The 18,301-nt window shown below is 67.7% G+C and carries 17 protein-coding genes; 9 read left to right on the top strand and 8 right to left on the bottom strand.

Translation table 11 applies throughout. The annotated features are described in order from the left end of the window. The first annotated feature begins 43 nt into the window (after window positions 1-43). From tatB to gpmI, 3 genes are all read left to right on the top strand, one after another. A complete protein-coding gene (tatB, locus tag G020_RS0103170; protein ID WP_024328627.1) occupies window positions 44-811 on the top strand; it encodes a Sec-independent protein translocase protein TatB in 768 nt (255 codons plus the stop codon). After that, entirely contained in the window at window positions 808-1,935 is a 1,128-nt protein-coding gene (tatC, locus tag G020_RS0103175) for a twin-arginine translocase subunit TatC (protein WP_024328628.1), read from the top strand. The genes tatB and tatC overlap by 4 nt, the downstream gene beginning before the upstream one ends. Window positions 1,936-2,035: 100 nt before the next feature. Continuing rightward, window positions 2,036-3,586 carry a 2,3-bisphosphoglycerate-independent phosphoglycerate mutase gene (gene gpmI, locus G020_RS0103180; RefSeq protein WP_018947272.1) on the top strand — a complete coding sequence of 517 codons (1,551 nt, stop codon included), beginning with the start codon at window positions 2,036-2,038 and terminating at the stop codon, window positions 3,584-3,586. Between the two features lie 19 nt (window positions 3,587-3,605). Here gpmI and G020_RS0103185 read toward each other — a convergent pair whose 3' ends face one another. Next, a complete protein-coding gene (locus tag G020_RS0103185; protein ID WP_024328629.1) occupies window positions 3,606-5,129 on the bottom strand; it encodes a YdiU family protein in 1,524 nt (507 codons plus the stop codon). 118 nt (window positions 5,130-5,247) lie between these two features. Here G020_RS0103185 and G020_RS0103190 point away from each other — a divergent pair, with 118 nt between their 5' ends. Beyond that, window positions 5,248-5,772 (top strand): hypothetical protein, encoded by a 525-nt coding sequence (locus G020_RS0103190; RefSeq protein ID WP_024328630.1) that lies wholly within the window; start codon window positions 5,248-5,250, stop codon window positions 5,770-5,772. Here the strand turns inward: G020_RS0103190 and argH are convergent. Continuing rightward, window positions 5,757-7,190: an argininosuccinate lyase gene (gene argH / locus G020_RS0103195; protein ID WP_024328631.1), complete on the bottom strand. Its 1,434-nt coding sequence runs from the start codon at window positions 7,188-7,190 to the stop codon at window positions 5,757-5,759. The genes G020_RS0103190 and argH overlap by 16 nt on opposite strands. Before the next feature lie 57 nt (window positions 7,191-7,247). On the opposite strand from argH, the gene G020_RS0103200 reads away from it, so the two are divergent. After that, complete coding sequence (locus G020_RS0103200) at window positions 7,248-8,333, top strand: sensor histidine kinase (RefSeq protein WP_024328632.1); 1,086 nt, start codon at window positions 7,248-7,250, stop codon at window positions 8,331-8,333. Window positions 8,334-8,336: 3 nt separating this feature from the next. Further along, complete coding sequence (locus G020_RS0103205) at window positions 8,337-9,053, top strand: LytTR family DNA-binding domain-containing protein (RefSeq protein ID WP_024328633.1); 717 nt, start codon at window positions 8,337-8,339, stop codon at window positions 9,051-9,053. Window positions 9,054-9,104: 51 nt separating this feature from the next. On the opposite strand, the gene G020_RS0103210 is transcribed toward G020_RS0103205, so the two are convergent. Further along, window positions 9,105-9,575, bottom strand: a complete 471-nt coding sequence (locus tag G020_RS0103210; protein ID WP_024328634.1) for a thioredoxin fold domain-containing protein — start codon at window positions 9,573-9,575, stop codon at window positions 9,105-9,107. Window positions 9,576-9,665: 90 nt separating this feature from the next. On the opposite strand from G020_RS0103210, the gene hemC reads away from it, so the two are divergent. Together hemC and G020_RS0103220 are read left to right on the top strand one after the other, a co-directional pair. After that, window positions 9,666-10,595 (top strand): hydroxymethylbilane synthase, encoded by a 930-nt coding sequence (hemC, locus tag G020_RS0103215; protein ID WP_081647380.1) that lies wholly within the window; start codon window positions 9,666-9,668, stop codon window positions 10,593-10,595. Window positions 10,596-10,605: 10 nt separating this feature from the next. Continuing rightward, a complete protein-coding gene (locus G020_RS0103220) occupies window positions 10,606-11,427 on the top strand; it encodes a uroporphyrinogen-III synthase (protein WP_024328636.1) in 822 nt (273 codons plus the stop codon). 71 nt (window positions 11,428-11,498) lie between these two features. Here the strand turns inward: G020_RS0103220 and G020_RS0103225 are convergent, their stop codons facing one another. Then, window positions 11,499-12,524 carry a CDP-6-deoxy-delta-3,4-glucoseen reductase gene (locus G020_RS0103225; protein WP_024328637.1) on the bottom strand — a complete coding sequence of 342 codons (1,026 nt, stop codon included), beginning with the start codon at window positions 12,522-12,524 and terminating at the stop codon, window positions 11,499-11,501. Window positions 12,525-12,706: 182 nt separating this feature from the next. Here G020_RS0103225 and G020_RS0103230 point away from each other — a divergent pair, with 182 nt between their 5' ends. Next, window positions 12,707-13,273, top strand: coding sequence for a hypothetical protein (locus tag G020_RS0103230; RefSeq protein ID WP_024328638.1), 567 nt, complete (start codon window positions 12,707-12,709; stop codon window positions 13,271-13,273). A 107-nt stretch (window positions 13,274-13,380) separates the two neighbouring features. On the opposite strand, the gene ubiD is transcribed toward G020_RS0103230, so the two are convergent. The 4 genes from ubiD to G020_RS0103250 are packed head-to-tail and all read right to left on the bottom strand — an operon-like array spanning window position 13,381 to window position 18,288. Continuing rightward, window positions 13,381-14,844: a 4-hydroxy-3-polyprenylbenzoate decarboxylase gene (gene ubiD / locus G020_RS0103235; RefSeq protein WP_024328639.1), complete on the bottom strand. Its 1,464-nt coding sequence runs from the start codon at window positions 14,842-14,844 to the stop codon at window positions 13,381-13,383. A 47-nt stretch (window positions 14,845-14,891) separates the two neighbouring features. Beyond that, on the bottom strand, window positions 14,892-15,662 hold the full coding sequence (gene xth / locus G020_RS0103240; protein ID WP_024328640.1) for an exodeoxyribonuclease III: 771 nt from the start codon (window positions 15,660-15,662) through the stop codon (window positions 14,892-14,894). Beyond that, complete coding sequence (locus tag G020_RS0103245) at window positions 15,659-17,713, bottom strand: M3 family metallopeptidase (RefSeq protein WP_024328641.1); 2,055 nt, start codon at window positions 17,711-17,713, stop codon at window positions 15,659-15,661. Before G020_RS0103245 ends, xth begins: the two co-directional genes overlap by 4 nt. A gap of 59 nt (window positions 17,714-17,772) precedes the next feature. Next, window positions 17,773-18,288 carry a hypothetical protein gene (locus G020_RS0103250; RefSeq protein WP_018947258.1) on the bottom strand — a complete coding sequence of 172 codons (516 nt, stop codon included), beginning with the start codon at window positions 18,286-18,288 and terminating at the stop codon, window positions 17,773-17,775. Window positions 18,289-18,301: the final 13 nt, after the last annotated feature.

Below are 18,301 nucleotides of genomic sequence, written 5' to 3' on the forward strand. Positions count from 1 at the left end.
CCGGTTCCGGTCCGCAACGACCGGCCGGCAGCGGCGCTAAACCATGTTCGACATCGGCTTCTGGGAAATCCTGATCATCGTCGTGGTGGCTCTCCTGGTCGTGGGACCGGAGCGCCTGCCCGGCCTTGCGCGCGAGATCGGCCGGTTCGTCGGCAAGACCCGACGTTTCGTCCAGAGCGTGCGCTCGGACGTGGAGCGGGAATTCCAGACCGAGGAGCTGCGCGAGATGGTCAAGAGCCAGGACCGCGAGATCCGCGAGCTCAAGCACATGGTCGAGGATACCGAGACCAGCCTGCGCGAGGATCTGGAGCAGACCGAGCGCGAGATCAACCGCGAGCTGCGCGACACCGACAACTCCCGGGCGGATGCGGATGCCGGCGAGTCGGGCGACGGGGACACGGAACCGGCGAAGCCGGCGCGCCCCGCGGTTCGCGAACGCCGCAGCCCTCCGGAACCGGCCGGACGCGAAACCGCCGCCTCCCGCACCGATTCGGTGGAAGATGCCGGCACGCAGGACGCCGAGGCGGGACCCGCGCCGGAGGGACCGGCCTGGGACGCGGACGGCGGCGACCTCGAACGCGTACCCGTCAGCCACGACATGGGCCCGGACCTGGCCACCGAAGATCCCGCACTGGCGGCCGAACGCGAACAGCGCAGCACGCGGGAAGAACGGCCCCGGCGGCGCACCGCCGGGCGCCGGCCGCAGCGCCCCGCCGGGCAGGCGCCGGAATCCCCGGAAGAACAGGGCGGCGACGGGCCGCAGGAAACCGACACCGATCACTCACCCCGCACGCCTGACGAACGCCCATGAGCAAGACCAGCCCGGGGGTCGAACCCACGGAAGAGGCCACCGAGACCCTGCTCTCCCACCTGATCGAGCTGCGTGACCGGGTCCTGCGGATGTTCATCGCCGTGCTGGTGGTGTTCCTGATCCTGTTCCCGTTCGCCAACCAGCTCTATACCTTCCTGGCCGATCCGCTGATGGCGCATCTGCCGGAAGGCACCAGCATGATCGCGATCGAGGTGGCCGCGCCGTTTCTGATCCCGTTCAAGCTCACCCTGCTGCTGGCGGTGGCGATCAGCATCCCGTACCTGCTCTATCAGCTGTGGGCGTTCATCGCGCCGGGGCTTTATCAGCACGAGAAGAGCCTGGCCGGGCCGCTGGTCGCGTCATCGACGATCCTGTTCTACCTCGGGATGGCGTTCGCCTATTTCGTGGTCTTTCCGCTGATCTTCGCGTTCTTCACCGCGGCCGCGCCCGAAGGCGTGGACGTGATGACGGACATCTCGCGCTACCTGGATTTCGTCATCCTGCTGTTCATCGCCTTCGGCATCGCCTTCGAGATGCCGGTGGCGACCATCCTCCTGGTGACCATGGGGGCCACTACCACCGAGAAGCTGGCCGCCAAGCGCCCGTACGTGATCGTCGGGGTGTTCCTGGTGGGCATGGTCCTGACCCCGCCGGACATTATTTCGCAGACCCTGCTGGCCCTGCCGATGTGGCTGCTGTTCGAGGTCGGTCTGATCCTTGCGCGCATCATGGAACGGCGCAAGGCCGAACGGGAGACCACGGCCGATGACGACCCGGACGGGCCCGATGACCCCGAGGGCGGACCGGGGGGCGGCCCGGGCGCGGGGCCGCAGAGCGGACCGGATTCCGGCCCCGCACCGCGATCCGGCACCGGCACCACCCGGCCCGAACCCGCGGGCAGGGCGCCGGCCGACACCTCCGGCGAAACGCGTCCGTCTCCCGCGGCCCGTACCGGCTACACCCCGCTTTCCGAGGCGGAGATGGATGCCGAACTCGATCGCATCGAGGCCGAAGACGCCCGACGCGGAACCGCATCCGCGGGCAACCGCACAGATGGGCCGGACGATGCGGCGGACGACGCGGTGGACGAATCCGGGGACCGCCCCGAGCGCGATCCCCGCTGATTCGCGACGGTCGCGGACCTCCAAACCGCGTGCGGAGCTGGTAAAATTCAGCCTTCACTGATGATTCGTCCCACCCACGCACCCAGGTACCGAGACCGCGATGGCTGATCCACGCACCACTCCTCGCCGCCCCGTCCTCCTCATCGTCATGGATGGGGTGGGCGTGAACCCCAGCAAGCTCAACAACGCCTACGCCGAGGCGGACACCCCCAACCTCGACCGTTATCTGTCGACCCGCACGCACACCACCCTGGATGCCTGCGGACGCGCGGTTGGCCTGCCCGACGGGCAGATGGGCAACTCGGAGGTCGGCCACCTGACGCTGGGAGCGGGGACGGTGGTCAATCAGGATCTCGTGCGCATCGACGATGCCATCGCCGATGGGAGTTTCTTCGAGAACGATGCCCTGGTGAGCGCGGCGCGGGCCGCGGCCTCCAAGGACCAGCCCCTGCACCTGATCGGACTGGTGTCCGACGGCGGCGTGCATTCGCATATCCGGCACCTGGTGGCCCTGATCGGCATCTGCCGCCAGGAAGGCGCCCGGCCGATCGTGCACATGATCACCGACGGCCGTGATACCGCGCCTCGCTCGGCGCTGAACTATCTCGAGGTCCTGGAACAGGAGCTGAAACAGGCCGGCGGATTTATCGCCACGGTCTGCGGCCGCTACTACGCCATGGACCGTGACAAGCGCTGGAACCGCACGGAGAAGGCCTTCCGCGCGATGGCCTATGCCGAGGGCGAGCCGGTTGGCAGCGCGCGCGAGGCGATCGAGGGTGCCTGGGCTGCGGGCGAGGATGACGAATTCATCAAGCCCCGCATCATCAATGGCGGGGCGCCGATGGGCACCGAGGCGGAATGCGTGCTGTTCAACTTCCGCAACGACCGCCCGCGCCAGCTCACCGCTGCCCTGGGCATGGATGATTTCGACGGGTTCGATCGCGGGGATTTCCACCCGGTCTCGGAGACCTGCCTGACCGAATACGACCCGCGCTTTCTGTCGCCGATCGCGTTTCCCCCGGAACGCCCGTCCACCACCCTGGGTTCCACCATCGCCTCCGCCGGGATCCCGCAGTTCCACTGCGCGGAGACCGAGAAGTACGCCCACGTGACCTTCTTCTTCAACGGCGGCAAGGAGGAACCCTATGCGGGCGAGAAGCGGGTGATGGTGCCCTCGCCCGCGGTGGACACCTATGACGAGCAGCCGGAGATGAGCGCGCGCGAGGTGGCCGACGAGACCATCAAGGCGATGGAAAGCGGGCGTTACGGCTTCATCCTGGTGAATTTCGCCAACGGCGACATGGTGGGCCATACCGCCCGTCGCGAGGCCCTGATCGAAGCCGTTCACACCCTCGACCGCGAGGTCGGGCGGGTGCTGGATGCGGCCGAGGCCCAGGAGTACTCGGTGATCGTCACCGCCGACCACGGCAACTGCGACGAATACGTCGACCCGGTCACCGGGGCACCGCACACCCAGCACACCATCTACCCGGTGATGTGCATGATCCTCGACAGCCAGCGCTGGCGCCTGCGTACCGGCGGCGGACTCGCCGACGTCGCCCCCACGGTGCTCGAACTGATGGGCGTGCCCAAGCCGAGTGCGATGGGCGGACGCAGCCTGCTGCTGGAAGAGGTCCCCGACTCGGCCTGAAGCCGGGCAGCGCCTCCCCTCAGGACGAGCAGCTGAGCTGGATGCCGCTGGCCCAGGCCGGCGGCAGCCCGGCGAGGTCCTCGTCCTCCGGCTGTTCGTCGAATGGCCGGCTCAGCACGCGCTGCAGTCGCTCGACCTCCGACAGGTCACCCTCCTCGGCGCGTTCGATGGCAGCCTGCGCCAGGTGGTTGCGCAGGATGTATTTCGGGTTGACCGCCCGCATCGCCACATGGCGCTCCGCGGTCGGGCGCGTCTCGTGGCCCAGACGGGCACGCCAGCGATCCTCCCAGGCCGCCCAGGCACGCGGGTCTTCCAGCTCCTCGATGAACCCCTGACGCGTCTCTCCGTCTTCCAGTTCCGGCAACTGACGGAAGAACCGGGTGTAGTCGACGCCTTCGGCCGCCATCCGGGCGAGCAGATCCTGGATCAGGGCCTCGTCCTCGTCGCGTTCGAGCTGCAGGCCCAGCTTGGCGCGCATGCGCCGCAACCAGGCCGCGCGGAACTGCTCCTGGTACGCCTCGAGAACGGGCTTCGCCTGCTCCACCGCGGTGTCGATGTCGGGGGCGCGGAACTGCCCCACCAGGGTCTCCGCCAGACGGATCAGGTTCCACTGAGCCACGCCCGGCTGGCGGCCGAAGGCGTAACGACCCCCCTGGTCGGTGTGGTTGCAGATGTAATCGGGGTCGTAGGCGTCCATGAACGCAAACGGGCCGTAATCGATGGTGAGTCCGGTCAGGCTCATGTTGTCGGTGTTCATCACCCCGTGGCTGAAGCCCACCGCCTGCCAGTCCGCCATCAGCTCGGCGGTGCGCGCGGTCACGGTCTCCAGCATCGCCCTCACCGGGTCCTCCGCGTCCCGGTGCTCGGGAAAGTCGTGATCCAGCGCGTACTCGATCAGCTGGCGCAGCCGCTCCGGATAACCGGCATAGTGGAAGTATTCGAAATGCCCGAAACGCAGGAAGCTGGGCGCCGCGCGCAGTACCACCGCGCCACTCTCGATGCGCTCACGGAACACCCGCAGCGAGGACCCGTAGAGGGCCACCGCGCGCGTGCTGGGGATGCCCAGCGCCGCCATGTGCTCGGAAACCAGGTATTCGCGGATCGACGAGCGCAGCACCGCGCGTCCATCGGCATGACGCGAGAACGCGGTCGGACCGGAGCCCTTGCTCTGCAGTTCCCAGTGCTCGCCGGCGGGCGTGCGCACCTCGCCCAGCAACTTGGCCCGGCCGTCGCCCAGCTGCGGCACGTAGACCCCGAACTGGTGACCCGCATACACGCTGGCGACCTGCGGCGTGCCCGCCACCGGCTCGCCGCGGGTAATCATGCCGAGCCACGGTTCCGCGGCGAGATCCTCGGGCGTCAGACCCAGACGCTCGCGCATCGCCGGACTGCTGGCGAGCAGCCGGGCCCCGGGGAACGGGGCCGGCTCCGGGCGGTGATGGAAGGCGTCCGGCAGCGCGGCGAAACGGTTGATCCATTCCAGCCCGGCGCCCGACGGCGGTGTCTCCGGAGGACGTTCGCGGTTCGGCTCGGCGGCGGACATGGGGCGGCACCTCGGCAGCGGGAACATTGCGGGTTATCATGCGCCACATGTCGAGGGTACGTCCCATGGGCCCACTCGGCCCGGGACTACCGCCCGCCCGCAACCGAGGAGAACCGCCGTGTCCCACGATGATGAAAACCGCAACCCCGAGACCGACAACGAGGATCCGGGTCGCCTGCGTACCCGTGAACGCCTGATGTGGCTGGGGCTGATGGCGTTCTTCGTCATCATCCTGGCGATCTATATCGCGCGCGCCGAAGGCCTGGAGCACGACGTCACCGAGGCCAACCGCGAGCTGCTGGAGGCCCAGATGCAGCTGGCCGAATACACCCGCGAGGAGGTGCCGCGCCCGGTGGAGATCGGCCTGCGCAACGCCGACATCCAGCAGCTGCAGCGTCTGGGGATGACCAACCCGGAGCGCCGGCTGTCCGAGGATCTGGTCGAGAATCCGCAACTGGTTCCCGAGGTCCTGCGCGACGGTGACACCGCCGAGTTCCGCGAAGACGGGATCTACGTACTCAACGCGCGCTGGGTGCTCGCCCATTTCGAGAGCGGCGACCGCTTCGGCCAGCTGCTACTGGAATACGAGGTGGTGCACGGCAACGTGATGTGGGACGTGGTCGACGGCTACGTCGAGGACTGATCACCGGCCGCGGCCAGACGCGCTCGCGCGGCCGCCACCTGGCGCCGGACCTGTTCCGGCGCCGTCCCGCCGGTCACCCGGCGAGCGGCCACCGAACCCTCGGCGGTCAGCACCCCGTGGACATCCTCGCCCACGGCGGCACTTAATTCCTGCAGTTCGCCAAGTGACAGGAGCGCCAGGTCCACGCCCCGCTCCTGCGCCAGGCGCACGGCGCGGCCCACCACCTCGTGGGCGTCGCGGAAGGCCACGCCCCGCGCCACCAGGTAGTCGGCGAGATCGGTGGCGGTGGCAAAACCGCGGGTAGTGGCCGCCAGGGTGTTCGCACGACGCACGGCCAGGTTGGGGACCATGTCGGCGAACGCCCGCAGGGAGCCCAGCAGGGTGTCCACGGTATCGAACAACGGTTCCTTGTCCTCCTGGTTGTCCTTGTTGTAGGCCAGCGGCTGGCTCTTCATCAGGGTCAGGAGGCTGGTCAGATGGCCATACACCCGGCCGGTCTTCCCGCGCACCAGCTCGGGCACGTCGGGGTTCTTCTTCTGCGGCATGATGGAGGATCCGGTGCAGTAACGATCCGGCAGCTCGATGAAGTCGAACTGGGCGCTGGTCCACAGCACCAGCTCCTCGGCCTGACGCGACAGATGCATCATCAGGGTCGAGGCCGCCGCGGTGAATTCGATCGCGAAATCGCGATCCGACACCGCATCCAGCGAGTTGCGCGTGACCCCGTCGAATCCGAGCTGTTCCGCCACGTATTCCCGGTCCAGGGGGTACGGGGTACCCGCCAGGGCAGCGGCGCCCAGCGGCAGGACGTTCACCCGGCGCCGGCAGTCGCGCAGCCGTTCGGCATCGCGCTCGAGCATCTCGTACCACGCCAGCATGTGGTGGCCGAAGGTCACCGGCTGCGCCGTCTGCAGATGGGTGAATCCGGGCATGATGGTGTCGGCCTCGCGCTCGGCCAGATCCACCAGGCCGCTCTGGTAGGAACGAATCAGTTCGAGGGTCGCGTCGATTGCGGCGCGCAGCCACAGGCGGATGTCGGTGGCGATCTGGTCGTTGCGCGAGCGGCCGGTGTGCAGCTTCTTGCCGACATCGCCGATGCGCTCGATCAGACGCGCCTCGATGTTCATGTGGACATCCTCGCGGCCCACCTGCCAGTCGAACTCCCCGGCGGCGATCTCGTCGCGGATGGCGTCCAGCCCGTCGACGATCCGGCGCGCCTCGTCCTCGCTCAGGACCCCCACCCTGGCCAGCATGCGCGCATGGGCCTGCGAGCCGAGGATATCCTCGCGGTACAGACGGCGATCGAAATCCACCGAAGCGGTAAATCGCTCCACGAAGGCATCCGTGGGCTCGGAGAAGCGGCCACCCCAGAGCTTGGCCTCGGCAGCCGGCTTGTCCTGCGGAGAATCCTGCGTCATGGTGCACTCGGAAAGGGGTTTTGAACGACAGGGAAGTATACAGGGAGAACGACTGCCATGCGCCCGGAACCAGGGTCGTCCAGCGGGAACGAGCGGGTTGACGAGGGCCGCGCGGACCGCGTCTCGCCGCTACCGGATTTCTGTGGCGCGGAGACCCTGCTGCGCGTGCTCATGCTGGCGGTACTTCTGGCCCTGGCGATTACCCTGCTGCGACCCGGCACCGGGGACTGGCTGGGGACCCTGGCACTTTATGCACTGTTCATCTTCTGGGTCGCACTCACCAGTCTGCTGATCCTGTGTCTGCTGCAACGCCTGCTGCGGCGTGGCCCGCTGACCCTGCAGATCGTGCTGCCGCCGCTGGTCCCCATCGTCAATACCGCGCTGGTGCAGCACGCCGCCGAGTCGGTGCAGCTGGCGGATCCCGAGCTGCGTCTGCCGGTGCTGGGCATCGCGGTGATCCTGAGCCTGGTCGCGATGCATTACCTCTACCTGCAGACCGCCTGGGAACGCGAGACCGGGGCCGTGGCGCGAGCCCGCGAGCAGGCCATGCGAGCACGGCTTCGGCCGCATTTCCTCTACAACAGCATGAACACCATCGCCGGGCTGTGCCGGACGGATCCCGCGCGCGCGGAAGAGGTCACCCTGGATCTTGCCGATCTGTTTCGCGCCGCGTTCAACGGCGCCGACCACCATAGCCTGCGCGAGGAGCTGGAACTGGTCGAGGGCTATCTGCGGGTGGAGCAGACGCGCCTGGGCGATCGCTTCCGGATTGAACGGGAGTGGCCCGAGGACCCGTCGCTGGAACAGGAAATGCCGTCACTGGTTCTGTTGCCGCTGGTGGAGAACGCTATCCAGCACGGCATCGCACCGGCCCGCGGGCGGGGCCATCTCGGAATCCGGATCCACCGGGGACGGGATACGCTGAGCGTCGAGATCCGCAACAGCCTGCCGGAGGTGGCCGCCCCGGCCGGTACCGGAACCGCCAGCGACGCGGTCCGGCTGCGCCTGCGCCACGCCTTTGGGGATCGGGCATCGCTTCACGCGCAACGTGACGGAGACGAATTCGTCGTCCGGCTGCAGATACCGCGCACGCTGCCGGATCGACCGGATTCGGAGAGAGGGAGAGGGAGAGGGAAACACTGATCCATGGAACTGCTGATTGCAGATGACGAACCGGTCGCGCGCGAGCGGCTACGCGACCTGGTGACCGAACTGGGCCACCGGGTGGTGGCGGAAGCCGCGGACGCTGGCGAGGTACGCACGGCCCTGCAGACCCACCGGCCCCGGGTGTTGCTGCTGGACATCGAGATGCCCGGCGAGCGGGGGATCGAACTGGCGGGCGAACTCGCGCGGAGCCACCCCGAAGTGGTCGTGATCCTGGTCACCGCACACGAGGATTTTGGGCTGCAGGCCTTCGAAGCGGGGGTTCGCGACTACGTGCTCAAGCCCGTACGCCGGGAGCGACTGGAGCAGGCACTGGAACGGGCCCGGCACTCAATGGATGGATCCGGGCAGCCGGACGAGCCGCCAGCCATACGCCTGCGCATCGGCCGCCGCGAAGAGTCGGTGCACCTGGATGCGATCGACTGTTTCGTCACCGAGGATGGCTGCGTAGTCGCACGCGGGCGGGAACTCGAGGGCTTCGTCGAGGCTCGGCTGCAGGATCTGGAGCGGGCGCTGGGGGACGAGGTGCTGCGCGTGCACCGCGGGGCCCTGGCGGTGGCCCGGAACGTGGCGGGCCTGGAGACCCGCAACGCCGGGGACCATCGTCTGCGGTTTCGTGACGGGCACGAACCGGTACCGGTCAGCCGGCGGCAGCTGGCCCGGGTGCGCGAGTTCCTGCGGCGGCACACCCGGGTCTGATTCGAGCGGGTCTGATCCGGGCGGGTCCGGTCCGGCGGGACGTGGCTCGGGTCAGCTGCCCTCGCGTGCGGCGTTGATGCGCATGCGCACCTGACTGCGGTAGAGCTCCTCGTTGGGAATGCCCACCAGCGGGCGCCCGACCGGATTGCCCTCGGCATCGAAGGCCACCAGGGTGGGGGTCACGCGGGCCCCGTACCGGTTCCCCAGCTCGGAGCCACGCATGGTATCGCCATCGAAATCACGGACTTCTTCGCCGTTCATCTCCACCATGAGGATATTGACGTCGGAATGGGCCTCGTCGCGGCTCATCGGACCCAGATGGGCCTCCTTCGCGAGCTCGCAGTAGGGGCAATTCTCGGCGGTGAACATCACCACGGTGGGTTTGCCTTCATCGGCGTTCTTCAGGGCCTGCAGGTCGGTCACCCGTTCCAGGTCCGCCTGAGCCGGACCGGCAAACAGCACGGCCGCGGCCAGGCCGAAGGCCGCGAGAATCGGGTTGCGTATCATCATGAACTTGTCCATCGGTTTTTCGGCTGCGGGTTGCGAGCCGTTATACTACGTCGTTTTTATGGACCCGGGACAAACCACCGGGTTCCCCGAACGGGACACTGCATGAAACCGCTACGCATCGCCACCCGCAAGAGTCCGCTGGCCATGTGGCAGGCCGAACACGTCGCCGAGCGCCTGCGCGCGGCACACCCGGACCGGCCGGTCGAACTGGTGGGCATGACCACTCAGGGCGACCGCGTGCTCGACTCGCCGCTGGCGAAAATCGGCGGCAAGGGCCTGTTCGTGAAGGAGCTGGAGAACGCGCTGCTGGAAGATCGCGCGGATATCGCGGTCCATTCGGTCAAGGATGTCCCGATGGAGCTTCCGGAAGGCCTGGCCCTGCCCGTCATCCTCGATCGCGAGGATCCTCTGGATGCGTTCGTGTCGAATCACTACGGGCACGTGGACGAGCTTCCGCAGGGCGCGCGGGTCGGCTCCTCCAGCCTGCGTCGCCAGTGCCAGCTGCGTGCCCGCCGGCCCGATCTGGAGGTCCATGACCTGCGCGGCAACGTGAACACGCGGCTGGGCAAGCTGGATGCCGGCGAATACGACGCGATCCTGCTGGCCGCGGCGGGACTCAAGCGCCTCGGCTTCGATGCGCGCATTCGCAACTGCCTGGAACCCGAGGTCAGCCTGCCCGCCGTCGGTCAGGGGGCCATCGCGATCGAATGCCGCGACGGGGACAACGAGGTGGAAGCACGGATCGCCAGCCTGAATGATCCGGATACCAGCGATCGGGTACGCGCGGAACGCGCGTTCAACCGCCGGCTCGAGGGGGGTTGTCAGGTACCGCTGGCCGCCCATGCGATCCTCGAGGCCGACGGTGGCCTGTGGCTGCGCGGGCTGGTGGGCGCGGTCGATGGCAGCCAGCTGCTGCAGCGCGAGGTACGCGGGCCACGTGCCGAGGCCGAGGCACTGGGCATCCGCCTGGCGGACGAGCTGCTGGAACTGGGCGCCGGGGAACTCCTGCGCGCCGCAATGAACGATCACTGAGGACTGCATCATGGCCGATGCCGAAACCGCCGCCCAGAGCCGGGCCCCGACCCTCGCCGACCGGGGCATTCTGGTGACCCGGCCCGCCGCTCAGGCGGAACCGTTCTGTGAGGCGCTGGAGAGTGAAGGGGCCCGGGTGATCCGCTTCCCGGTGCTGGAGATCCTCGCACCCAGCGATCCCACCAATCTGCGCGCGGTGCTGGACGAGCTGGATCAGTTCGATATTGCGGTGTTCATCAGCCCCAACGCCGTTCAGCGCGTGATGAACCTGGCGCTGGCGGATCGTGAGTGGCCCGCCGGGACCGCCATCGCCGCGATCGGCAACCGGACGGCCCAGGAATTGCGCAGTTTCGGCCACGCGCCCGACATCGCCCCGCCCCGCCGCTTTGACAGCGAGGCGCTGCTGGCGGAGCCGGCGATGCAGGAGGTGGGCGGCAAGCGGGTGGTGATCTTCCGCGGGGACGGCGGGCGCGAGCTGCTGGGAGATACTCTGCGCGAACGCGGCGCCACGGTGACCTTCGCCGAGGCCTACCGGCGCGGCCGCCCGGAGGGGGACACCGGGGATCTGATGTATGCGTTCTCGCGCGGGCAGATCGACATCATCACCATTACCTCGGGCGAGGGCCTGCGCAATCTCTACGAGATGGTCGGCAAGCTGGGACGCATGTGGCTGCGCAAGACCCCGCTGGTGGTCGGCAGCGAGCGCATCGCCGAAATCGCGCAGGAGCTCGGCTTTAAGGCCGCGGTGGAGACGGCCGAAGATCCCACCGACGCGTCCATGCTGGCGGCCGCACGCCGTCTCGCGGCGCGCCTGGACGGCAGCGACGGCTGAGACAGGGTCTGTCCCGCTCCCACGAAACCGGCAGGAGCCTGCTCGCAGGCGAACCGGGGCACGTGCCCCGGTCAGGATCCGCCCGCCGGCTCGAAGCTGTCGTAGTAGAGCTGCTCGGGGGGGAGACCCGCCGCACGGAAAGCCTCGCGGGCCGCATGCACCATGGGTGGCGGCCCCGCCATGTAGACATCGAAGCCGGACAGATCCGGATATTCGGCCAGCACCGCATCGTGGGGCAGTCCCGCCCGCGCGGCGAAGCCCGCCGCCTCGTCCTGCGGATGATCGGACAGCACCGGGGTAAAACGGAAGTGCTCCGGTTCCGCAGCCGCCATGGCCTGCAGCCACTCGGGAGCATAGATTCCCACCGCCTCCCGCGCGCCCCAGAACAGGTGGTGCCGCCGGTCCAGGCCCTCGTTCGCGAGGTGGTCCAGCATCCCCTTCAGCGGACCGAAACCGGTCCCCCCGCCCACGAACAGGCGCGGGCGCGGCGATTCCTCGTCCACGAAGAACTGCCCCAGCGGGCCCTCGATACGCAGCAGGGCCCTGGGCTGCATCTCTTCGAACACATGGGCCGAGAAGCGTCCGCCCTCGACGTATTTCACGTGCAGGATCAGCTGTTCGTCGTCGTGCGGAGCGTTGGCCAGGGAATAGCTGCGGCGTTCACCCCCCTTCAGCAACACGTCGAGGTACTGCCCGGCGAGGAACTGCAGGCGTTCCCGCGCGGGGAGCTGGATACGCAGTTCCATCACGTCATCGGCCAGGCGGTTGAGGGCCGCCACGCGGCACGGCAGCGTCTTGACCTCGATATCACGGGCGGCGCCGATCTCGCGCACCTCGATCTCCAGATCATCCACCGGGACCGCCTGGCAGAACAGCGCCAGGCCGTCGGCCAGCTCGGCCTCGGTAATGCCCGGTGGCAGTTTGGGACCATGATCCACCTCGCCCGACAGCACCCGACCCTTGCAGGAACCACAGGCACCGTTGCGGCACCCGTAAGGGAACGCGTATCCCTGACGCAGGCCGGCCTCGAGGACGGTCTCGTCGTCCTCGACTTCGAACTGGTGGCCGCTGGGCTGGATGGTGACGTCAAAGGCCATTGGGGAATGCTCCATGCAGGAAAGGCGTTCATTGTGGTCAGAGAACCGGGGAACGCAAGCAACCGCAAGGATTCAGCAACGACCGCCCGGATTCGCCGCGCCCCCCCCGATTCGGGGGGTGCATGAAGGGTGGGTTCTGGGGCAGACTTCGCGAGACCACAATGGGCAAAGGGGAGAAAGCCATGCAAAAGAAGCAATACCTGAGCGTGCTGGCCGCAGCGGGCGTCCTGGCACTGGGTGGCTGTGCCGCGAACGAGACCCGGGATTCGGGCGGGGAGGCACAGGCGGCGCCGGCGGTCAGTGATCCGGCGGTCACCATCGTGATGCCCGAGCGCTTCGCCTACAGCGATGATGCGGTGGTGACGCAGGCCATCCGCAATGAATGCGAGCTGGAAGAACGCTTTCCGGAGTTCGTGCAGGAGTTCGGTGCACGGCATGACATTCGCTTCGAGGAGCGCGGTGACGCGAATCCGGCGGACGGCGGCCAGGTCCTGATGGTGGAGATCACCCAGGCGCGCAACGACGGGAATGCGTGGTCCGGACACCGTGCCTTCAGCGAAGCCGAAGGGACCCTGTACGAGGACGGTGAAGCCGTCGCGGACTTCACTTCTCGTCGCATCTCCGGTGGCGGCGCCTTCGGCGGATTCAAGGGTACCTGTTCGGTAATGGGACGCACGATCCGCGCGATGGGCTCGGATATCGCGGCATGGTCGCGGGTGCCGGAAGACGGCGCCCATCTGGGCAACTGAGCCCCCGACCAACGGAGCGGGCCCGGATGTCCCCGGTCCCGCTCCCTTTCCTGCGGAGGGGATCGGCTGGAGCCCGGGGGGGGCAGCCCGACAGCCGGGTCGCGGGTTCAGAGCCCCAGTTCGTCCCAGATGGCGTCCACCCGTTCCTTCACGGCCGGATCCATGCTGATGGGTCGGCCCCATTCGCGGTCGGTCTCGCCGGGCCATTTGGATGTCGCATCCATCCCCATCTTGGATCCCAGACCGGATACCGGCGAGGCAAAATCCAGATAATCGATAGGAGTATTCTCGACCAGCGTGGTATCGCGCACCGGATCCATGCGGGTGGTGATCGCCCAGATCACGTCCTTCCAGTCGCGGGTGTTCACGTCTTCGTCGACCACGATGACGAACTTGGTGTACATGAACTGCCGCAGGAAACTCCAGACCCCCATCATCACCCGCTTGGCATGGCCGGGGTACTGCTTGCGCATGGAGACTACCGCGAGGCGGTAGGAACAGCCTTCCGGAGGAAGGTAGAAATCCACGATCTCCGGAAACTGCTTCTGCAGGATCGGGACAAAGACCTCGTTGAGCGCGACCCCGAGAATGGCCGGCTCGTCGGGCGGGCGGCCGGTGTAGGTCGAGTGATAGATCGGCTGGTCGCGGTGGGTAATCCGGTCGATGGTGAAGACCGGGAATTCGTCGACCTCGTTGTAGTAGCCGGTGTGATCGCCGAAGGGGCCTTCCGGCGCGTTGTCGCCCGGATGGATATGGCCCTCGAGGACGAATTCCGCGGAGGCGGGCACCTGCAGATCGGAGCCGATACAGGTGGCCAGTTCGGTCCGGCGCCCGCGCAGCAGGCCGGCGAAGGCATACTCCGACAGGGTATCCGGTACCGGGGTGACCGCCCCCAGGATCGTCGCCGGATCTGCACCCAGGGTCACGGCCAGCGGGAACGGCTCGCCCGGGTGAGCCCGGCACCATTCCTGATAATCCAGAGCGCCACCCCGGTGTGACAGCCAGCGCATGATCACGCGGTTGCGTCCGATGACCTGCTGGCGATAGATGCCCAGGTTCTGTCGGGTCTTCTCCGGGCCGCGGGTCACGACCAGGCCCCAGGTGATCAGGGGCCCGGCATCGCCCGGCCAGCAGGTCTGCACCGGCAGTTGGTTCAGGTCGACGTCATCACCCTCGAGCACGTGTCGCTGGCAGTCCGGACTGCGCACCTTCTTCGGCGCCATGTCGAGGACCTTGCGGAACACCGGGAGCTGCTCCCAGGCCGCCTTCAGACCCTTGGGCGGATCGGGCTGCTTGAGAAAGGCCAGCAGGCGGCCGACCTCGCGCAACGCCTCCACCGAATCCTCGCCCATGCCGAGGGCCACCCGTTCCGGCGTGCCGAACAGATTGGCCAGCACCGGGATGTCGGAACCGGTCGGGTTCTCGAACAGCAGGGCGGGACCGCCGGCACGCAGTACGCGGTCGCTGATCTCGGTCATCTCCAGATCGGGGCTGACCTCGCGCTGGATGCGGCGGAGCTCTCCCCGCTGTTCCAGGCCGTCGATGAAATCGCGCAGATCCTTGTACTGCATGGGTCCTCCCGTGACGGGTGGTGGTACCGGTGGCGGGTCAGACGGGGTCAGTCGTCGGTGAATTCCGCCCATACCGGGGCATGGTCGGAGGGGCGTTCCCAGGCGCGGGGTTCGCGGTCGATACCGGCCCCCGCCAGCCGGCTGGCGAGGGCCGCCGACGCGAGGATCAGATCGATGCGCAACCCGCGATTGCGGCGGTAGGACGCGGCTCGGTAGTCGAACCAGGAGAATTCACCTTCGGACTGATCAAACGCGCGGAACGTATCCGCCAGCCCCAGGGCCTGCAGGGACTGCAACGCTTCGCGTTCGGGTGCCGAACACAGGACCTTGCCCTCCCAGGCCGCCGGGTCGTGGACGTCGCGGTCGTCCGGCGCGATATTGAAATCGCCGAGGACCACGAGCCTCTCGTGGTGCCTGGCCTCTTCGTCCAGCCAGTTGCGGACCCGCGACAGCCAGTCGAGCTTGTAGGCGTATTTTTCCGAATCCACGGCCTCGCCATTGACAACATACAGGTTCACCACCCGCACGCCGGCGATGGTCGCGGCGAGGATGCGGCGCTGGGCGTCCTCGAGCCCGGGCGGATCGGTCACCACGTCGGTGGCCTCGGTGCGCGACAGGATGGCGACCCCGTTATAGGTCTTCTGGCCGGAATGGACCACCTGATAGCCGGCCTCGTGGATGGCGGCCACGGGGAAGGCTTCGTCCGTCAGTTTGGTCTCCTGCAGGGCGAGGATGTCGGTGTGCGACGTGCCCAGCCATGACAGTACCTGGGGCAGGCGCACCTTCAGGGAATTGACGTTCCAGCTGGCGATCTTCACGCGGCCTTCTCCTCCAGTCCACTGTGGCGCAGCAGCGCATCGATCTGCGGGTCGCGGCCGCGGAACGCGCGGAAGGAATCTGCGGCGGGGCGGGATGCCCCCGCCTCGAGGATCTCGTGCAGGTAATCGGCGCCGACCTCGCTCGAGAACAGGCCCTCCTCCTCGAACCGGGCAAAGGCATCCGCCGAGAGCACCTCGGCCCACTTGTAGGAGTAGTAACCCGCGGCGTAGCCCCCCGCGAAGATATGGGCAAAGCCGTGGGGAAAGCGGTTATACGGCGGCGGAATGAAGACCGCGACCTCCTGCCGCACCGCGTCCAGCAGGTGCTGGATCTCTGCGGGATCCGTCGGGGCCGGACGGTCGTGCAGGCGCATGTCGAACATGGAGAATTCCACCTGGCGCAGCAGCTGCAGGGCAGCATGAAAATGACGCGTGCCCTGCAGGCGTTCGTACAGGTCCTCCGGCATTGGTTCCCCGGTCTCGTGATGCCGGGCGAAGAGGTCCAGCGGTTCCCGCTCCCAGCACCAGTTTTCCATGAACTGGCTGGGCAGTTCGACCGCATCCCATTCCACCCCGTTGATGCCGGCGATCTCGGGCTCGTCGACCCGCGTCAGCATGTGGTGCAGGCCGTGGCCGAATTCATGAAAGAGCGTGATCACCTCGTCGTGGGTGAACAGCGCGGGCTGGTCGTCCACCGGCGGCGTGGAATTGCAGGTCATGTAGGCCACGGGCAGTTGCAACCCGTCGGCCCGCGCATAGCGCTGGCGGCAGACATCCATCCAGGCGCCTCCGCGCTTGTTGCGGCGAGCGTAGAGGTCCAGGTAGAAGCCGGCCCGCTCATCGCCCTCGGGGCCAAAGATGCGGTAGAAGGTCACGTCGTCGTGCCAGGTCTCGATCTCCGGATCGGCCTCGAAGCGGACGCCGAACAGGCGTTCGACCAGACGGAACAGACCGTCCACGGCCCGGGTGGCGGGGAAATACGGTTTCAGCATCTCCTGCGACAGTCCGAGCCGGCGCTCGCGCATCTTCTCCGCGGCCCAGGCCACATCCCAGGATTCGAGTTGCTCGAGGCCGAGTTCCTCGCGGGCAAAGCGCTCCAGCTCGGCACGGTCGCGTTCGGCCTGCGGACGGGCGCGGCGGGCGAGATCGGCGAGAAACTGCTCAACCTGCTCCGGGGTCTCGGCCATCTTGGTCGCCAGCGAACGATGGGCGTAACGGGGAAAACCGGTGAGTTCGGCCTTTTCCTGGCGCAGCTGCAGGATTTCGACCATGTTGGCGGAGTTGTCGTAGGCGAGGTCGTGCGGGCCGGTCTCCGAGGCACGGGTGACGAAGGCGTGATACACGCGTTCGCGCAGAGCGCGATCGTCGGCGTGAGTGAGTACGGCGTGCACGCTGGGGAAGTCGAGGGTGGCGGCCCAGGGTGCGTCCAGTTCGTGGTCACGGGCGTTCCGGGCCAGCAGGGCGCGGTCGGAATCGGACAGGCCGGCGAGTTCGCCCTCCTCGTGTAGCGGATGGGCCCAGGCCTGAGTGGCGTCCAGCACATTCTCCTCGAAGCTCGCGGTCAGCTCGGAGAGCCGCCCGTCGATCTGCCGCAGGCGGTCGCGCGCCTCGGCGGGGAGATCGACACCGCTCAGATGAAAGTCACGCAGGGCATCGTCGATGACCTTGCGCCGCTGCGGCGAAAGGCGCGGGTATTCATCGCCATCGGCCAGCGCGCGGAAAGCCTGGTACAGGCCCTGGTGCTGCGACAGCCAGGAGCCGTAATCCGACAGCCTGGGCAGGCAGGCATTGTAGGCCTCCCGCAGGGCCGGCGAATTCATCACCGAATTCAGATGGCTGACCGGGGACCAGGCGGTCTCCAGGCGATTTTCGAGGTGCTGGAGAGGGGCGACCAGGTTGTCCCAGGTGGGCCGGTCACCGGCGCGGGCGACGAGTTCATCGATCTCGCGGCGATTGTCGGCGAGCAACTGATCAATGGCCGGGATCACATGATCCGGCTCGATGGACCGGAACGCGGGCAGGGAATCCACGTTCAGCAACGGATTGGACACGACGGCTCCCGGGGTCGGTGTTTGGGAACAGGATTATGCCACTGTCAGGGAAACACGGATCAATGTGCACGCTCGCGCTGGTGGGACGGCTCCAGGGGGGCGTAGGGACCACGGACGGTCAGGCGCGCGATCAGTACGCCCGAAGGGGTTCGGCACAGCGAGCGATAGGCGCCAAGGGCCGCATTGTAACGACGAATGGCATCCGTGATGGCTACATCCAGGGCCTCGATGCGACGGACGCCGGAGTGATCGCGGGTGGATTCATCGAATTCCTCGGCGAGCAGGTCCCAGTTCTTGCGCAGGTCTCGCTCGGCCGCCGCAAGTTGCGGTGGATTGCCGTGGCGGCGTGCGGATTCATGTGCTTCCAGGGCGGTGTCCAGGCCGGCGCGGCGGGCCGGCGGGACCGCGAGTTCGGTCAGAGCCCGCGGCAAAAGCGCATTACGCTGGCACACCAGGACATCGAACTGTTCCCAGGCGCGGGTGACCTGGCGGTGACAGTGGGCGAGACGGGCCGCCGTCCGCCCCAGCCAGACGAGGCCGGTCACGGCGACAAGGGCCAGCAGCAGAGCGAGCACGGGCGACGCCCGC

It is taken from the genome of Thioalkalivibrio sp. ALR17-21, from assembly GCF_000420185.1.
GTDB classification, from domain to species: domain Bacteria; phylum Pseudomonadota; class Gammaproteobacteria; order Ectothiorhodospirales; family Ectothiorhodospiraceae; genus Thioalkalivibrio; species Thioalkalivibrio halophilus.